We start from the raw sequence: 16,337 nt of genomic DNA, 5'->3' as shown, positions 1-16,337 counted from the left end.
AAATGGAGTAGGGCCTGATGTAGGGCCCTGATTTTGGAGGAAAAACTATGTCTGAAGTGACCTATACTGAAGCAGAAATTGAAAAAATCAAAGACCGTATCTTGGAAGCCCTGGAAATGGTTATCGACCCAGAGCTAGGGATTGATATTGTTAACTTAGGCCTCATATACGACATCCGTTTTGAGCAGGATGGTTCCACTGAGATTGATATGACCTTGACAACGATAGGTTGTCCCTTGGCAGATCTTTTGACAGACCAAATTCATGATGCCATGAAAGAGGTGCCAGAAGTCACTAAGACTGAAGTGAAGTTGGTCTGGACACCAGCTTGGTCTGTAGAAAAAATGAGCCGTTATGCCCGTATCGCTCTAGGTATTCGTTAGGAGAGCGTTTATGAAAACACTGGCTATCGTTGTCCCCTGTTATAACGAAGAAGAGACTATTCATCCATTTTTAGAAGCTTGTCAGGCTGTTGAAAAGCAGATAGCCAATCAACTAGCGTTTAACTATTACTTTGTGAATGATGGTTCTAAAGATAAAACTTTAGAGGTATTGAGACAGGTTTCAAAGCAATTTGAAAATGTTCACTATCTATCTTTCTCACGTAATTTTGGTAAGGAAGCTGGCTTGCTTGCAGGTCTTGAAGCAGCTCAGGGTGACTATGTGACAGTTATGGATGCTGACCTTCAGGATCCGCCTGAACTGCTTATTGAGATGTATGCCAAAATTCAAGAAGGTTATGATGTTGTTGGGACTCGTCGTGCTGACCGTAAGGGAGAGCCTCCGATTCGTTCCATCTTTGCCAAGACTTTCTATTGGCTAATTAACAAAGTTTCTGACACCGAGATGGTTGATGGCGCACGTGATTTTCGTTTGATGACTCGCCAGGTTGTTGATGCTATCCTAGAACTCAAAGAGGTCAATCGTTTTTCAAAGGGACTCTTTTCTTGGGTTGGTTTTGATGTGGCCTATGTTTCTTATGAAAATCGTGAACGTGTAGCTGGAGAAACCTCTTGGTCTTTCTGGAAACTATTGAATTACTCTTTAGATGGTTTTATCAACTTTTCAGAAGTTCCTTTGAAACTAGCTACATGGGCAGGAACCTTCTCATTCTTGATTTCTTTGGTTGGAATTGTTTTCGTCATTATCAGAAAGTTAACCATCGGTGGAAGCGTAGCTGGTTGGGCGAGTCTTGTCTCTATTATCCTCTTTATCGGAGGTATTCAGCTCTTAGCGCTTGGTATCATCGGTCACTACATTTCCAAGATTTTCTTAGAAACTAAGAAACGACCAGTGTATGTTATTAAAGAAAAAGGGTGAAGAAAGCCAACTGTTTATACAAATGAATTAGTTGAATAGGATTATAAATGAAAGCAGATTTTTCCTGCTTTTTTGTTATAATAAATCTAAAATCTATATTTGGGAGAAAAAATGAAAGAAAAAACAACAAAGAGATAGTTTATCTCCTTGTATGCCTCGTTGTAGTCACTTTAATTTATTTATTAAATCACTTTACTCTCTATACATCTGATGATTTTGTATATAGATTTATTTATAAGGAACCATTCCCATCAGCTAATGAACAACCAGTAAGATCATTATTTGATTTGATTACTTCTCAAATAAATCATTGGAAAGTTTGGAATGGTAGGTTTACTGGACATTCTATCGTTCAGATATTTATGCAATATAATAAGGAAGTTTTCAATGTATTTAATTCCTTTGTATTTTTGTCATTGGGAATATTAATAGATAGTTTAAGCTTTGAGATAGTTTCAAATAAGCATAGGAAACACCAAGTTTTATATTTAGCGATAATCTTTTTGATTTTATGGTGGTTTCTTCCAGAAATCGGAAAAACTGTATTATGGATTTCAGGATCAGGCAATTATTTATGGACAGCTGTCCTAGACTTACTATGGTTGAAGGTTGTATTGAAACGAAACCAATCTCCATATAATATATTATGGACAATTCCATTGGCTTTTTTTTCAGGTGCAGGGAATGAAAACACCTCTCCAGCATTTATTCTGTTGATTAGTTTAATAATATTATATGATGCTGTTTCTGAAAAGAGAGTAGGTGTTTCAAGAGTTTTAGAAATTGTAGCTGCTTGTATTGGTTTTCTTTTAATGCTAGCATCTCCTGGGTCTCAAAAGAGAGCAGGTGATATTTCCTTGTTTTACGATCTCAGCAATAAATTAGTTAATTTATTTCAAATGAGTTGGCAAAAATATTCGATATTGTATATTGCTATATTAGTACTTTTAATTTATTCTCTTGTTAAATCTTATTTGAACAGAAAGCAATTTTTTTATTTCTTGTTTATAATGTGTGCTCACTTTGCTTGTATATACAGTTTAGTAGCAACAAATGAGCTTCCTGACAGAGTATTTTTTGGGGCAAGTGTATTACTTTGCTTAGCATTACTAATTTTGTTACGTTTAATTTTGGAAGAGGTATTATTTCTTAAGAAATTGGCCTTGGTATTTTTATTACTACTAGTGATTAAATTTGGATTTTCTTATACTAAGGTGTTTAGTGATATAAATAGTACCTACAAAGTTGTGAGTATGCAATATCGCGAGATTTATCAAGCTAAAGAGAACGGACAATCCACTATTATTTTGAAACGTTATCCTAAACCTAAAACTTTATTTAATGCATATAATGGTACGAGTAATTTAGGGGAGTCAAGAGATGAATGGTTTAATAGATGGATGGCGGTATATTTTGGTATTGATAGTATCGAAAGTAGAGAATAATATTGAGTAAAAGCAGATTTTTTCTGCTTTTTTGTTAAAATGAAATTGCTATTAATGAATATTTCAAGGAGAAAATTATGATTCTAGTAACAGGTGCAAATGGCCAACTCGGAACTGAACTTCGTCACCTTCTTGACGAACGCAACGAAGAGTATGTAGCAGTAGACGTAGCAGAGATGGACATCACAAATGCTGAGAAAGTAGACGAAGTGTTCGCAGAAGTGAAACCAAGTTTGGTCTACCACTGTGCAGCTTATACTGCAGTGGATGCTGCTGAAGATGAGGGTGAAGAACTTGACTATGCTATTAACGTGACAGGAACTGAAAATGTAGCTAAAGCTTCAGAAAAGTATGGTGCAACGCTTGTTTATATTTCAACAGACTACGTTTTTGATGGTGAAAAACCAGTCGGTCAAGAGTGGGAAGTTGATGATAAACCAGACCCACAAACAGAGTATGGACGTACAAAACGTATGGGTGAAGAACTTGTTGAAAAATATGTTTCTAACTTTTACATCATTCGTACTGCGTGGGTATTTGGTAACTATGGTAAGAACTTTGTCTTCACTATGCAAAACCTTGCTAAAACTCACAAGACGCTTACTGTCGTTAATGATCAACATGGCCGTCCAACTTGGACACGAACTTTGGCAGAGTTTATGACTTATTTGGCTGAAAACCGTAAGGAATATGGTTACTATCATTTGTCAAATGATGCAGCAGAAGATACAACTTGGTATGACTTTGCGGTTGAAATCCTCAAAGACACTGATGTTGAAGTGAAACCTGTTGATTCAAGCCAATTCCCGGCTAAAGCAAAACGCCCACTTAACTCTACAATGAGTCTGGCAAAAGCTAAGGCTACAGGATTTGTCATTCCAACATGGCAAGATGCTTTGAAAGAGTTTTACAAACAGGAAGTGAAATAATCGAAATAATAGAGATAATAAGAGAGCAGTCCCCTGTGACTGCTTTTCTGTTTGCATTAGGCAAAAGCCTTGTAAAATGGTATAATTGATTAGATTATAGACTTGTTAGAAAGGGGATTTATGCAACACGTATTCATTATCGGAAGTCGTGGACTTCCTGCAAAATACGGTGGTTTTGAGACATTTGTAGAGCAACTGGTCTCCAACCAAGTTTCATCCCAAGTTAAATACCATGTTGCCTGCCTTTCTGATGAAAAGGCCTATGAGCATTTCGAGTATAAGGGTGTAGATTGTTTCACAATCAAGGCACCCAAATTAGGTCCAGCTCGTGTGATTGCCTACGATATGATGGCTATTAACTACGCTTTAAAGATAATCCGTGATGAAAATATAAAAGAACCGATTTTTTATGTTCTAGGAAATACTATAGGTGCTTTTGTAGCTCCCTTTGCCAACAAGATTCATAAAATTGGTGGTAAATTCTATATTAATCCAGATGGTTTAGAGTGGAAAAGAGCTAAGTGGTCCAAGCCAGTACAAGCTTATCTAAAGTATTCTGAGAAAGTGATGACAAGATATGCTGACTTGGTTATCTCGGATAATCCAGGAATTGAAACCTATATTCAGGATGCCTATCCGTGGTCTAAGACAACTTATATTGCCTATGGAACGGACCTGTCACCGACCACACTTACAAATCAGGATGCTAAAGTTAGAGATATTTACAAGACGTGGAGCACTAACGAGAAAAATTATTATTTGATTCTTGGTCGTTTTGTTCCAGAAAACAACTATGAAACGGCTATTCGTGAGTTTATGAGTTCCTCAACGAAACGTGATCTAATTATTATTTGTAATCATGAGGGTAATGCTTACTTTGAGGAATTACGTTCCAAAACTCAGTTTGATAAGGATTCACGTGTTAAGTTTGTTGGAACTGTTTATGATCAAGACCTATTAAAATATATTCGTAAAGAAGCCTTTGCTTATATCCATGGTCATGAGGTTGGAGGAACCAATCCTGGCTTATTGGAAGCTCTAGCACAAACTGATTTGAATTTAGTTTTAGGTGTCCCGTTTAACCAGTCAGTAGCTCAAGATACAGCTCGTTACTGGAAAAAAGAAGAAGGGAACCTGTCGCATTTGATTGAGCAAGTAGATGAAGTTGAAGATTATTCTGAACTAGGTAAGTTAGCTAAAGAAAATATGAAACAGAACTTTACTTGGAAAAAAATTGTAGGTGAATACGAGGAGTTATTTTTATCATGAAAGTAAATATCTTACTGTCTACCTACAATGGTGAACAGTTTTTAGAGGAACAAGTAAAGAGTATCCAAGAGCAAACCTATCAGGAATGGCAACTTCTCATTCGTGATGATGGTTCGTCTGATGGAACAGTAGAAGTTATTAAACAATTGGTTGCTAAAGACCCACGTATTCACTTTATCAATGAGAATCAAGTCGAAAATGTTGGTGTTATCAAAAGTTTTCACACTCTACTCAAGTATGGGGATGCAGACCTTTATTGTTTTAGTGATCAGGATGATTTTTGGCTTCCTGACAAAATCTCACTTCAAGTGGCAGAAGCAAAAAAGTATTCTCAAGATAAGCCTTTACTGATTTATACTGATTTAAAGGTAGTAGACGAAAATCTATCAGTCCTCCATGAGAGTATGATTCGTACTCAGTCCGACCATGCTAATACTGAGCTGATTCAAGAGTTGACTGAAAACACAGTTACTGGCGGTGTTGTTATGATTAACCATGCTTTAGCGGACTTATGGACTGGTGAGGAAAAATATGATTTGCTGATGCATGACTGGTATCTGGGTTTGCTAGCTTCTGCATTTGGGAATCTAGTCTATATTGATGAGCCAACTGAACTTTATCGTCAGCATAGCAGTAATGTCCTTGGAGCCCGAACTTTGCGAAAAAGGATGAAGAATTGGGTTAGACCCCATATCCTATTTGCCAAATATTGGAGTCTTATTAAAGCTAGTCAAGATCAGGCTAGAAATTTACTAGAACTCCCGTTAAGTTCAACGAATAAGGAAATCATTGAAAACTTTGTGACAATTATGGATGCTCCATTTAGAGAGCGCTTTGAACGTATCCGAAAATATGGTTATCGAAAAAATAGAGCATTTCATACAACTGTATTTACGACATTGATTCTTACAAAGTTTGCATATAGAGGAGAAAAAGATGTTAGACTTTTTTAGTCAGAAAAATCGTATTTTGTTACGAGAAATGGTAAAAACCGATTTTAAATTGCGCTATCAAGGTAGTTTAATCGGTCATTTGTGGTCTATTTTGAAACCACTTATGCTCTTTACAATCATGTACCTAGTGTTTGTTCGCTTCTTGCGTTTTGACGACGGAACACCGCATTACGCTATTGGACTCTTAATTGGTATGGTTACATGGAGTTTCTTTTCGGAAGCGACTAGTATGGGGATGATGTCAATTGTATCAAGGGGTGACTTGTTACGAAAATTGAATTTTTCAAAAGAGATTATCGTCATTTCATCTGTTGTTGGGGCCTCAATTAACTATATTATTAACCTACTTGTTGTCTTTGTTTTTGCCTTAGTCAATGGTGTCAATTTTTCATTTGGCTGGCTGACAGTTATTCCATTGTTTGCTGAACTCTTTCTTTTCTCAGCAGGTATTGCCTTTGTCTTAGCAACTCTCTTTGTTAAGTACCGTGATATCGGTCCGATTTGGGAGGTAGTTATGCAAGCTGGTATGTATGCGACACCTATTATCTATTCGTTGACATTTATTTTGCAACGTGGACAGGTTAAGATTGCAAAACTGATGATGTTGAATCCTTTAGCACAAATTATTCAGGACTTGCGACACTTTATTGTCTTCTCCGGTAGCTTACGAGGTTGGGATTTAATTGGGCATAAGGCTATTGCTGTTATTCCATATTTCCTACCATTTGTCATCTTTGCTATTGGTTACTACATTTTCCATCATCAAGCTAAAAAATTCGCGGAGATTCTCTAATGACAGAAAAGAAAATTGCAGTTAAAGTGGACCATGTAAGTAAGTTTTTCAAATTACCGGTTGAGTCCACTCAAAGTCTTAGAACTGCCTTGGTAAATAGATTTAAAGGAATCAAAGGCTATAAAGAGCAACATGTTTTGAAGGACATTGACTTCGAAGTTGAGGAAGGAGATTTCTTTGGAATCGTGGGAAGAAATGGTTCAGGGAAATCGACATTATTGAAGATTATTTCTCAGATTTATGTTTCTGAGCAAGGGACTGTTACTGTGAATGGTAAAATGGTTTCATTTATCGAACTTGGTGTTGGATTTAATCCTGAACTAACTGGGCGTGAGAACGTTTATATGAATGGAGCTATGCTTGGCTTTACGACAGCAGAAGTGGACGCCATGTATGATGAGATTGTTGAGTTTGCTGAGCTTGAAGATTTCATGAACCAAAAACTCAAGAACTACTCATCTGGTATGCAGGTCCGCTTGGCATTCTCTGTGGCTATTAAGGCACAGGGGGATGTTCTTATCCTTGATGAAGTTCTTGCAGTAGGTGATGAAGCTTTCCAACGTAAGTGTAACGATTACTTTATGGAACGTAAAAAATCAGGAAAGACAACTATTCTTGTAACCCATGATATGGGTGCCGTTAAAAAGTACTGTAATAAGGCTATCTTGATTGAAAATGGTTATATCAAAGCTAAAGGTGAGCCTCGCGATGTTGCTAACCAATATAGCTTTGATAATACTGAACAAGTGATTACTTCAGATCAACCGGAAATTGGGAGAGGTGGATCGGTTGTCGAAAACCTGAAGTTGTCACTATTGTCTCCTAAGAGGGCGACTCCAAATGAACCAATTTCATTTGATTTGACATATACTTTGCTTGAGGATGTGCCTACTTATATTGCTATCTCATTTACAGATATTGATCGTAATATTTGGATTTATAACGATAATACGATGGATAATTTAACCAGTGGTAAGGGTGATATTAAAGTAAACTATCAGTGTTCACTAGCAGGACTAAATGATATTAAGTTAAAACTCGAAATTACTGTGAGGGATGCGAATAACCAAGTTCTAGCCTTTCTTCCAGCTGATGAGATCCCAGTTATTGTTCTAAATAGGGATGATATCGATGAAGATGATGAGTCAGCTAAAGATTCTGCAACTGGTATTATTCAAAGAAATGGGAAGTGGAGTTTTTCTTAAGAGAAAAAGGAAAGTTTGAATGAAAGTATCGATTATTTGTACCAATTATAATAAAGGGGATTGGGTACGAGAGGCTATGGATAGCTTTCTCAATCAGAGAACGAATTTTGATTTCGAGATTATTATCATTGATGATGCTTCAACAGATCATTCGTATGAGATTATTCAAGAATATCAAAATAAGTTTCCTGAAAAAGTTAGAACTTTTCGTAATGAAGTGAATCTTGGCATTACTAAAACTTGGAAAAAAATTTGCCGAGAAGCTAAAGGGCAGTACATCGCAAGATGTGATAGTGACGATTTTTGGACGGACCCATTAAAACTTCAAAAGCAAGTTGATTTGCTAGATTCTTCAACAGATTCACTATGGTCAAATACCGAATTTGACATGGTAGACCTAGACGGAAATATTATCCAAAAAGATGCCTTTGCTAATAAGGCACTTCCTTTGATTGATTCTTACGAAGAGATGCTTGTCATGAAAGGAATGACAATGGCTTCAACCTGGCTGGTTGATACCGCTCTTATGCAAGATGTATCTGCTCAAATTAGCGATACAGCCGCAGACGATACATTTGAGTTACAACTTGAATTATTCAAACGCACTAAGATTTCTTTTTAAGTGATTCTACTACAGTATACCGTATGAATTTAGGGTCAGATTCAAAGCCTATGACACTGGACACTGCTGAAAACCGGTTTACGGGTATTTTAAATTCTCAAATTAAATATCTTAACAAGTATCCAGATCAGGATATTAAAAGGATATCGCACCTAGCACTTGTTAAAGATCGTGATTTGGATATCTTAATCTTTAAAAAAGATCGTCAGATAGAAGATTTAGATTCCAGACTCAATCAAGTATCACATATTTCTCAGAATCAAAATGAGTATATTGAAGTATTGAAAAAAGAGAAAGAAGAATTACTTACAAATATGACTAGTGAGTTGAATCGTATACAGACTTTATATGACAACTTACAAATTCAATATAACAGTGTTGTTACTTCGAGAAGATGGACAATACCAACTAAAATTATTAATTTCTTTAGGAGAAGTAAATGAAACGTTTATTGCTTTATGTTCATTTCAATAAATATGATCATATTAGTCGACATGTATTTTATCAACTTGAACATATGAGACCATTATTTGATAAATTAGTTTTTATTTCAAATAGTCGTCTTAGTGAAAGTGAAGTACAAAAACTTCGTGATAAACACTTGATTGATGATTTTATCCAACGTGAGAATAAAGGTTACGATTTTGCTGCTTGGCATGATGGTATGGAATTTATTGGATTCGATAACTTGGAACAGTATGATTCTGTCACCGTTATGAATGATACCTGTTTTGGTCCTCTATGGGATATGGTACCAATCTATGATAAATATGAATCAAACCCCAATGTAGATTTTTGGGGTATGACTAATCATCAAGGAATCAAAGCTGGTGATATTTATATTCATGAACATTTGCAATCTTACTTTATTTCATTTAAAAAACGTTTAGTTGAATCTAGTGTTTTCCAAAAGTTCTGGAAATCAGTTGAGAGTTTCGAAGATGTTCAAAAGGTAATTGATAATTATGAAACTCTTTATACCAAGAAGTTTATGGATGCTGGATTTAAGTATGAATCAATTCTTAATACGATTCCACTAAAAGATAAGTTCTTCCATAGTAATTTCACAATTCATTATCCTCATGTTTTACTTGATGCAGGGGTTCCGTTTATTAAGGTTAAAACATTTGATTTAACTCAACACCTTGCCCCTTATCTGCTCAAGGAGATTGAGAATAGAACGGACTATCCAGTAGAATTTATCTTATCTCACATGTCGGATATGAGTTTACCGACTCCACCTTACTTACTTGACCGTAAAGTTATTCAGGACAGTCCACAGGATTATTCAGACACTAAAAAGATTGCTGTGCATCTCCATACCTATTATGTAGATCTGCTTGAAGATTTTTTACGACAATTTGAGAATTTTCATTTTACTTATGATCTCTTCCTGACGACGGATTCGGAAGAAAAGAAGAAAGAGATTCAGTCCATTCTTGATAAGAATGGCAAAGAAGCACGAATTTTTATTACTGGTAACCGTGGTCGTGATGTTATTCCAATGCTCAAGCTGAAGGATGAGCTTTCCGCTTACGATTATATTGGGCATTTCCATACAAAAAATCACCAGAATATCCTTATTGGGTTGGAGATTCATGGCGAAATGAACTTTTCTCAATGTTGATTCAGCCTGCTGATAATATCATTGCAAATCTAGAACATGATGATAGATTAGGATTAGTAATTGCTGATATTCCAAGTTTCTTCCGCTATACTAAAATTGTGGATCCTTGGAATGAGAATCGTTTTGCTGAAGGTATGAATGATTTATGGGAGCGGATGGATCTTGGTCGAGATATTGACTTTGATAAAATGAATACTTTTATCATGAGTTATGGGACATTCATTTGGTTCAAGTACGATGCTTTGAAACCGTTGTTCGATTTGGACTTACAGGATGAAGAAATTCCAGCAGAGCCGATTCCACAACATACTATTTTGCATTCAATTGAGCGTATTCTAGTATATCTAGCATGGGCAAGACGTTATGATTATGGTATTGCAAAAAATGATATCTATATCACTCCATTTGTGGATAATGTTGTATTAAATATCCGACCTGACACGTTACCAAATACTTATATTAATTTTGATAATATTGGTGGTATTAAAGGTGCTATCAAATATATTATTGTAGGACCAGGAACCGCCGTGAAGTATATTTTAAGAAGGATAAAGAGAAAATTTAAGTCTCAAAATAAAAAGGAGATATAATGACAGAAAAAATAGCAGTACTTTTGCCAGCTTACAATGAAGAAGTGACAATTAAAAAAGTTATTACTGATTTTCAAAGAGTACTTCCAGATGCTGAAATTTATGTTTATGATAACAATTCTAAAGATAAAACAAATGAAATAGCAAGAGAAGCAGGAGCAATTGTACGCTTTGAACCAAGACAAGGTAAGGGAAATGTAGTTCGTTCAATGTTCCGTGAAATTGATGCCGACTACTATATTATGGTTGATGCCGATGATACATATCCAGCTGATGAAGTTGAAAAACTTTTAGCTCCGTTGCGTTCTGGCATGGCCGATATGACTATTGGGGACAGATTATCAAATGGTACTTATGCTGAAGAAAATAAACGAGGTTTTCATGGTTTTGGTAACAATCTTGTCAAACTTTTAGTGAATAAATTATATAAAGGTAATTATCAAGATATTATGACAGGTTATCGTGGTTTTAATCGACTTTTTGTTAAAACTTTTCCTGTGCTTTCACCAGGATTTGAAATTGAGACAGAACTCTCTATTCACTCTTTAGATAAGCGTTTTAAATTAGTAGAAGTTCCTATTACATATCAGGACAGACCAGAAGGAAGCGAGTCTAAGTTAAACACTTTTTCAGATGGATTTAAAGTACTTAAAATGATTTTTAATCTTTTTAAAGATTATAAGCCACTTTTGTTTTTCAGTTTAGTTAGTCTCATATTATTTATTTTAGGTCTATGTGTAGGAATTCCTGTGGTTACAGAATTTGCTAGGACTGGATTTATTGATAAAATGCCATCAGCTATATTAGCTACAGGGCTTATGATTCTCGCTGCCTTATCTTTTGTTTCAGGCTTTATCTTGGATACATTAGTTAGACAAAATAGAATGCAGTACGAGCTGAAAATCTATGACTTTTATAAGGATTGATAGGATCTATTATGGAAATTATAAAAGATATTTTATTTAGTAAAAAAGGTTATAGTAATGTTGTGCTTATACTAGTTTTGATGATTACTTTGTTTACGGGATTGATGACTATTTCGTTGAGAAGCCCAATGGTGGGATTAGATGAAATGGGACATTATGCTAGAAGTATTGAACTTTCAAATGGTAACTTACTTAGTTTACAAGATGGGAATCCTGCACTTGCTGGAGGAAAAATTTCAAATACACAATATGAATTTATAGAAGAAGCTAAGCAAGTTCAATCGGGTAATTCTACTAAGTATAAAGCGACAGATAAAGATTGGTATCATAAATTTTCTTCACTTCCTTATACTAATCAGAAAAGGTTTTATGTGAATACAAATACTGTTCCCTATACACCTTTTTCATACTTACCATATGTTTTCACAGCTTATTTGTCAAAAATGATTGGAATAAAGCCTGTTACAGAGTATTTGTTAATGAGACTTATTGGTTTCTTAACCTATTTTCTTTTGTTTATATTAGCTATCAAAATTACACCAGTTGGGAAGTTTACTTTAGCATTTATTTCTACTATTCCGACTGTAATAGTTAGTTGGACTAATATTTCTGCTGATGGTTATATGGTTGCAATCTCAGCTTTATTCTTTGCTGTAATATTGAGAGTGGTTTATTCCTTAAAGCAAGGAAAAACATTACTTTAAATGATGTACTAGCTGTCTCGATTGTAACGATTTTATTATCAATGGGAAAAATTCCAATATTCCTATATTTATTTTTGCTATTACCGCTTGCGTTCTTACTTAAAAAAAGATCAAATTTTGAACATAAGGCATACTTTTATTTATTGCTTCTTTTTGGTCTTAGTTTTTTGGTAACTATATGGTGGGTACTGATTGTTAAGAACATTAATACAGGTGCTTATTTTGGTAGAAATGTAGATACGTTCAAGCAGTTGAGTTTTATCTTATCAGATATTCCAAGTTTTTTAACCTTACTTGTTCGTACATTATTGGGCTATAATTTTTTTGTATATACTATTGGGTATACGAATGATTTAGCTGTACATGCAATTCCAAAGTTGTTTACCTACTTGAGTGCTACAGCACTGGTGTTATCAGTATTTGCTAAATACAATAGTCAAAACTATCTGAAAGCACCAAGAAATATTTATTTTAAGTTGTTTGAGATTTCAAAGTATTTAATTTCTTTTGCTTTTATTGTTTCGGTATTTATCATACTTTACTTACAGTTCTCAGAAATTGGTAGTCATACCATTGATGGAGTTCAAGAACGATATTTTATCCCAATTTACTTCATTTTATTAAGCATAATTCCTAAACGAAAAATATCATCTGGATTATACCTGACTATAATTTCGTTATTGGCAATTTTACCAGCGATTTCTTACTGGTTAATTCTTTTTAATCAACTCTAGAAATGGAAAATAATTTTATGAAAAAAGCTCGTAGTTTGGGGATATCTTTTATCAAGTGGCGTTACGTAATCGCTCTATTTGCTCTTATTTGTTCAGTAAGTCTGAATCTTAATGGTAGTTCAATTGCTAATTGGAATAACTTTGGTGTTAGAGAAACCGTGTCAGGTGTTCAGTCTGAAACAAAGACAGTTGACGATTATCAAGGCTTTCAAAAATTAAAGTTATGGGTTCCATCACTGTATCGTACGGATGATACTATCATAGGTAGTCCTAGACCAATCAGATCTGATGAATGGTTAGTCCAAACACCTTTTTACTTATCTCAGGTAAAAACAGGAAATCATTTTACAAATAAATCCTATCAAGTTACAGGTCAGAATATGATGCTTGCTTATAATGTTTCATCCTGGCATATTTCAACGATAGGGAAACCATTTAACTGGGGATTTCTTTTCTTAGGAGCCTCTAGAGGGTTATCTTGGTATTGGAGTTTTAAAATTATAGCAATGCTACTATTAGCTTATGAATTTGCTATGATTTTAACCTCTAGGCGTAAGCTATTATCAGCTGTATCAAGTTTTTGGATAACTTTCACACCAACAGTACAATGGTGGTTCATGCAACATCTTGGCGATGTGGTATTCTTTTCATTATTGATAATGGTGTCTATATATCATTATTTTAACTCTGAAAAGAAAGTGTTCAAAATATTAATGGCAATAAATTTGATAATTGCTCTTATTGGGTTCCCATTAATTATATATCCAGCATTCCAAGTCCCATTTGCTTATATTATTCTATTACTTACAGTAATACAGTTTTTCAAGGCATTAAGAAATAAAAAGGTTACACTATTTGATGTGATTGTGATTACATTAACTTTATTTGTTTCGCTTACGATAGATGCATTGACCATTTATCAGAGTTGGGATGCAATATCAGCAACTCTTCATACTGTATATCCGGGAAAAAGAATTTCTGTTGGTGGGGAATATACTTGGAAAAATTTAAGTGATTTCTTATTTAATATCGTTCTGCCATTTAATGCTCCTCAAGTAAGTAACCAAGTTGAACTATCAAGTTCATTTAATTTCTTACTTTACATACTCCTAATATTGCCTTTTGTTATTAAAAGGAAAGATATCAATAAAAACATCTTTGGGATTGTCTTAGTAGTTTATTCACTAATGCTGATGCTTTATAGTATAGTTGGTATACCAACCGTACTATCTAAATTAACATTGTTTAGCTATGTACCATTTTCTAGGTCGTGGCAATCGATGTCAGTAATTGCAGTTTTTGCTTCGATATGGTTTATATCTTTTATATGGGATAAATTAGAGAGAGTAAAGTTAACTAAAATTTTACCATCTTTATTCATTGTCACTATACTCTACTTATACAGAGGACTAACAGATGATATCTATAAGAATTATTTAGGAAGGTTTACATCCGTTATTTTAATTGTGATTATGTTAATTGCTTTTATTTGTATTCTTTATAGAAAAAAACGTGTATTCTATCCTATTATGTTAGTCATTATAACTGTGAGTGGATTGACTGTTAATCCACTCACACATGGCATAGGTGCTATTGAAAATAAATTACTATCTCATGAAGTTGAAAGCATTGTAGGAAAAAATCCTAATGCGATTTGGATGTCTGATTCTACAAATCTCTATCACTTTGTTCAAATGTTTGGTGCTAAAAGTATAGATGGTGTTAGATTTTATCCCGATAGACAACTTATGTCTAAAATTGATAAGCAAAATCAATATGAAGATGTATGGAATAGATATGCACACTTAAAATATTCATTAACGAACGAGAATACATCTATGACTACACCAGTTCCCGATAATGTAAATATTAACTTAAATATAAATGAGTTAAAAGACTTAAATGTAAAATATATTTTGACAACTAGAGACTTAAATAAAGAATTTGGTTCGTCATTTACAGAGATTTATCAGGATAATGATAATAATAGAATCTTTGAATATTTGAATTAACTTCCCCCTCCCACTTACGAATAGGTAAGTAGGAGGTTTTTTCTTATGTATAGTATTGTAGCTGAGGAGTCGGGGCTTTTGCCTCGTGAGCGTCTCTTACAGAAGGGAGCAGAGGTGTTGTCTGACCAGGAACTGTTGGCGATAGTGCTACGAACGGGGACTAGGTCTGAGTCGGTCCTATCTATGGCTAACCGTATTTTGAAAGGGATGACGAGTTTGGCGGATTTGTCTCGTTTGTCCTTGAATGAGCTTCAGGAGATTCCTGGTATTGGGCGTGTGAAGTCTATTGAACTGAAGGCTATGGTGGAGTTGGCTAAGCGGATTGAGAAGGCTGAGTTGTCTCGTTCTGAGCAGATTATGTCCAGTCAGCAGGTGGCTCGTCGTATGATGTTGGATATTGGGGACAAGCCTCAGGAGCATCTGGTGGCTATCTATTTGGATACGCAGAATCGTATTATTCAGCAAAAGACGGTTTTTATTGGTGGGGTCCGTCGTTCGATTGCTGAGCCACGTGAGATTTTACATTATGCCTGTCATCTGATGGCAACGTCTTTGATTGTGGTTCACAATCATCCTTCGGGGGAAGCCTATCCTAGTCGTAATGATATTGATTTTACTCAAAAGATTAAGCGGTCCTGTGATGACTTAGGGATTTGTCTGCTTGATCATCTGATTGTTGGAAAATCAACCTATTATTCCTTTCGTGAGGAGAGGGAGGATTTTGAGCTTTAGATTGAGCCGATGGAATAAAGACAAGAAAAAGCAACTGAGTGCAGTCTGATACGTACCGTGTCAAGTAGACAATTGAAATAAATAAAATGTGAGGAACCAGGTTGCTTTGGGTTAAGCAGTCTGGTTTTTCTTATCGGCAATAGTTTTCCAGTAATCTCTATATTTTTTAGATTGTTTAATTGGATAATATGGAGCTTGTTCTGGATTTTCTTGTGCTTCAGCTCTCACTTGAGCTGGTGTTTTCCCATTGAATCTCTCTTGGGGATCATGATATAGGTAATAGTGAATGGTCTTTTCGTAAGCCTCTTTCATCTCTTCAAAACTTGACACATTAGGATAAAGAACTGCTCTCATTTCCTTTATAATTCCCTGCCAGCTCTCCATTGGCCCATTATCGATACAACGACTGACTCTAGACATTGACTGTGTCATGCCCTGCGCTTTCAACATGTAGGTAAAAGATCGCCGTGTAAATT

13 protein-coding genes and 3 pseudogenes are annotated in these 16,337 nt (G+C 35.0%); 15 read left to right on the top strand and 1 reads right to left on the bottom strand.

The genetic code is table 11. The annotated features are described in order from the left end of the window. Positions 1–47: 47 nt before the first annotated feature. The 15 genes and pseudogenes from HSISS3_RS08340 to radC all read left to right on the top strand — a co-directional run bounded on the left by HSISS3_RS08340 (position 48) and on the right by radC (position 15,861). Complete coding sequence (locus HSISS3_RS08340) at positions 48–383, top strand: metal-sulfur cluster assembly factor (RefSeq protein WP_008535193.1); 336 nt, start codon at positions 48–50, stop codon at positions 381–383. A gap of 10 nt (positions 384–393) precedes the next feature. Next, complete coding sequence (locus tag HSISS3_RS08335; RefSeq protein ID WP_021152377.1) at positions 394–1,320, top strand: glycosyltransferase family 2 protein; 927 nt, start codon at positions 394–396, stop codon at positions 1,318–1,320. Between the two features lie 47 nt (positions 1,321–1,367). After that, positions 1,368–2,765: a DUF3329 domain-containing protein gene (locus HSISS3_RS08330; RefSeq protein ID WP_021152376.1), complete on the top strand. Its 1,398-nt coding sequence runs from the start codon at positions 1,368–1,370 to the stop codon at positions 2,763–2,765. Positions 2,766–2,842: 77 nt separating this feature from the next. Then, positions 2,843–3,694, top strand: coding sequence for a dTDP-4-dehydrorhamnose reductase (gene rfbD / locus HSISS3_RS08325; RefSeq protein ID WP_021152375.1), 852 nt, complete (start codon positions 2,843–2,845; stop codon positions 3,692–3,694). 120 nt (positions 3,695–3,814) lie between these two features. Then, positions 3,815–4,963 carry a beta 1-4 rhamnosyltransferase Cps2T gene (locus tag HSISS3_RS08320; RefSeq protein WP_021152374.1) on the top strand — a complete coding sequence of 383 codons (1,149 nt, stop codon included), beginning with the start codon at positions 3,815–3,817 and terminating at the stop codon, positions 4,961–4,963. After that, positions 4,960–5,916, top strand: a complete 957-nt coding sequence (locus HSISS3_RS08315) for a glycosyltransferase family 2 protein (RefSeq protein ID WP_021152373.1) — start codon at positions 4,960–4,962, stop codon at positions 5,914–5,916. Before HSISS3_RS08320 ends, HSISS3_RS08315 begins: the two co-directional genes overlap by 4 nt. Continuing rightward, complete coding sequence (locus tag HSISS3_RS08310; protein WP_008535187.1) at positions 5,900–6,709, top strand: ABC transporter permease; 810 nt, start codon at positions 5,900–5,902, stop codon at positions 6,707–6,709. The genes HSISS3_RS08315 and HSISS3_RS08310 overlap by 17 nt, the downstream gene beginning before the upstream one ends. Continuing rightward, entirely contained in the window at positions 6,709–7,914 is a 1,206-nt protein-coding gene (locus HSISS3_RS08305; protein ID WP_021152372.1) for an ABC transporter ATP-binding protein, read from the top strand. Before HSISS3_RS08310 ends, HSISS3_RS08305 begins: the two co-directional genes overlap by 1 nt. A 19-nt stretch (positions 7,915–7,933) precedes the next feature. Then, positions 7,934–8,979: pseudogene (locus tag HSISS3_RS08300) on the top strand (glycosyltransferase). After that, positions 8,976–10,753, top strand: a pseudogene (locus HSISS3_RS08295) (rhamnan synthesis F family protein). Before HSISS3_RS08300 ends, HSISS3_RS08295 begins: the two co-directional pseudogenes overlap by 4 nt. After that, positions 10,753–11,679, top strand: a complete 927-nt coding sequence (locus HSISS3_RS08290) for a glycosyltransferase family 2 protein (protein ID WP_021152367.1) — start codon at positions 10,753–10,755, stop codon at positions 11,677–11,679. Before HSISS3_RS08295 ends, HSISS3_RS08290 begins: the two are co-directional and overlap by 1 nt. A gap of 11 nt (positions 11,680–11,690) precedes the next feature. Then, positions 11,691–12,383, top strand: a complete 693-nt coding sequence (locus HSISS3_RS12395) for a DUF2142 domain-containing protein (protein WP_021152366.1) — start codon at positions 11,691–11,693, stop codon at positions 12,381–12,383. Next, positions 12,323–13,117, top strand: coding sequence for a DUF2142 domain-containing protein (locus HSISS3_RS12390; RefSeq protein WP_367998936.1), 795 nt, complete (start codon positions 12,323–12,325; stop codon positions 13,115–13,117). The genes HSISS3_RS12395 and HSISS3_RS12390 overlap by 61 nt, the downstream gene beginning before the upstream one ends. A 17-nt stretch (positions 13,118–13,134) precedes the next feature. After that, positions 13,135–15,129, top strand: a complete 1,995-nt coding sequence (locus HSISS3_RS08275; RefSeq protein ID WP_021152364.1) for a DUF7657 domain-containing protein — start codon at positions 13,135–13,137, stop codon at positions 15,127–15,129. Between the two features lie 45 nt (positions 15,130–15,174). Continuing rightward, positions 15,175–15,861, top strand: a complete 687-nt coding sequence (radC, locus tag HSISS3_RS08270) for a RadC family protein (protein ID WP_021152363.1) — start codon at positions 15,175–15,177, stop codon at positions 15,859–15,861. Between the two features lie 378 nt (positions 15,862–16,239). Here radC and HSISS3_RS12385 read toward each other — a convergent pair. Beyond that, positions 16,240–16,337 (bottom strand): annotated as a pseudogene (locus tag HSISS3_RS12385) (IS3 family transposase); the annotation flags it as partial.

The sequence above is a fragment of the Streptococcus sp. HSISS3 genome (assembly GCF_000448605.1).
GTDB lineage: Bacteria > Bacillota > Bacilli > Lactobacillales > Streptococcaceae > Streptococcus > Streptococcus raffinosi.
This window is presented reverse-complemented; position numbering and strand designations above follow the sequence as displayed.

Coding starts and splice junctions, on each gene's coding strand:
- HSISS3_RS08340 (WP_008535193.1), top strand. CDS start 48: ATGTCTGAAGTGACCTATACTGAAGCAGAAATTGAAAAAATCAAAGAC.
- HSISS3_RS08335 (WP_021152377.1), top strand. CDS start 394: ATGAAAACACTGGCTATCGTTGTCCCCTGTTATAACGAAGAAGAGACT.
- HSISS3_RS08330 (WP_021152376.1), top strand. CDS start 1,368: ATGAAAGCAGATTTTTCCTGCTTTTTTGTTATAATAAATCTAAAATCT.
- rfbD (WP_021152375.1), top strand. CDS start 2,843: ATGATTCTAGTAACAGGTGCAAATGGCCAACTCGGAACTGAACTTCGT.
- HSISS3_RS08320 (WP_021152374.1), top strand. CDS start 3,815: ATGCAACACGTATTCATTATCGGAAGTCGTGGACTTCCTGCAAAATAC.
- HSISS3_RS08315 (WP_021152373.1), top strand. CDS start 4,960: ATGAAAGTAAATATCTTACTGTCTACCTACAATGGTGAACAGTTTTTA.
- HSISS3_RS08310 (WP_008535187.1), top strand. CDS start 5,900: ATGTTAGACTTTTTTAGTCAGAAAAATCGTATTTTGTTACGAGAAATG.
- HSISS3_RS08305 (WP_021152372.1), top strand. CDS start 6,709: ATGACAGAAAAGAAAATTGCAGTTAAAGTGGACCATGTAAGTAAGTTT.
- HSISS3_RS08290 (WP_021152367.1), top strand. CDS start 10,753: ATGACAGAAAAAATAGCAGTACTTTTGCCAGCTTACAATGAAGAAGTG.
- HSISS3_RS12395 (WP_021152366.1), top strand. CDS start 11,691: ATGGAAATTATAAAAGATATTTTATTTAGTAAAAAAGGTTATAGTAAT.
- HSISS3_RS08275 (WP_021152364.1), top strand. CDS start 13,135: ATGAAAAAAGCTCGTAGTTTGGGGATATCTTTTATCAAGTGGCGTTAC.
- radC (WP_021152363.1), top strand. CDS start 15,175: ATGTATAGTATTGTAGCTGAGGAGTCGGGGCTTTTGCCTCGTGAGCGT.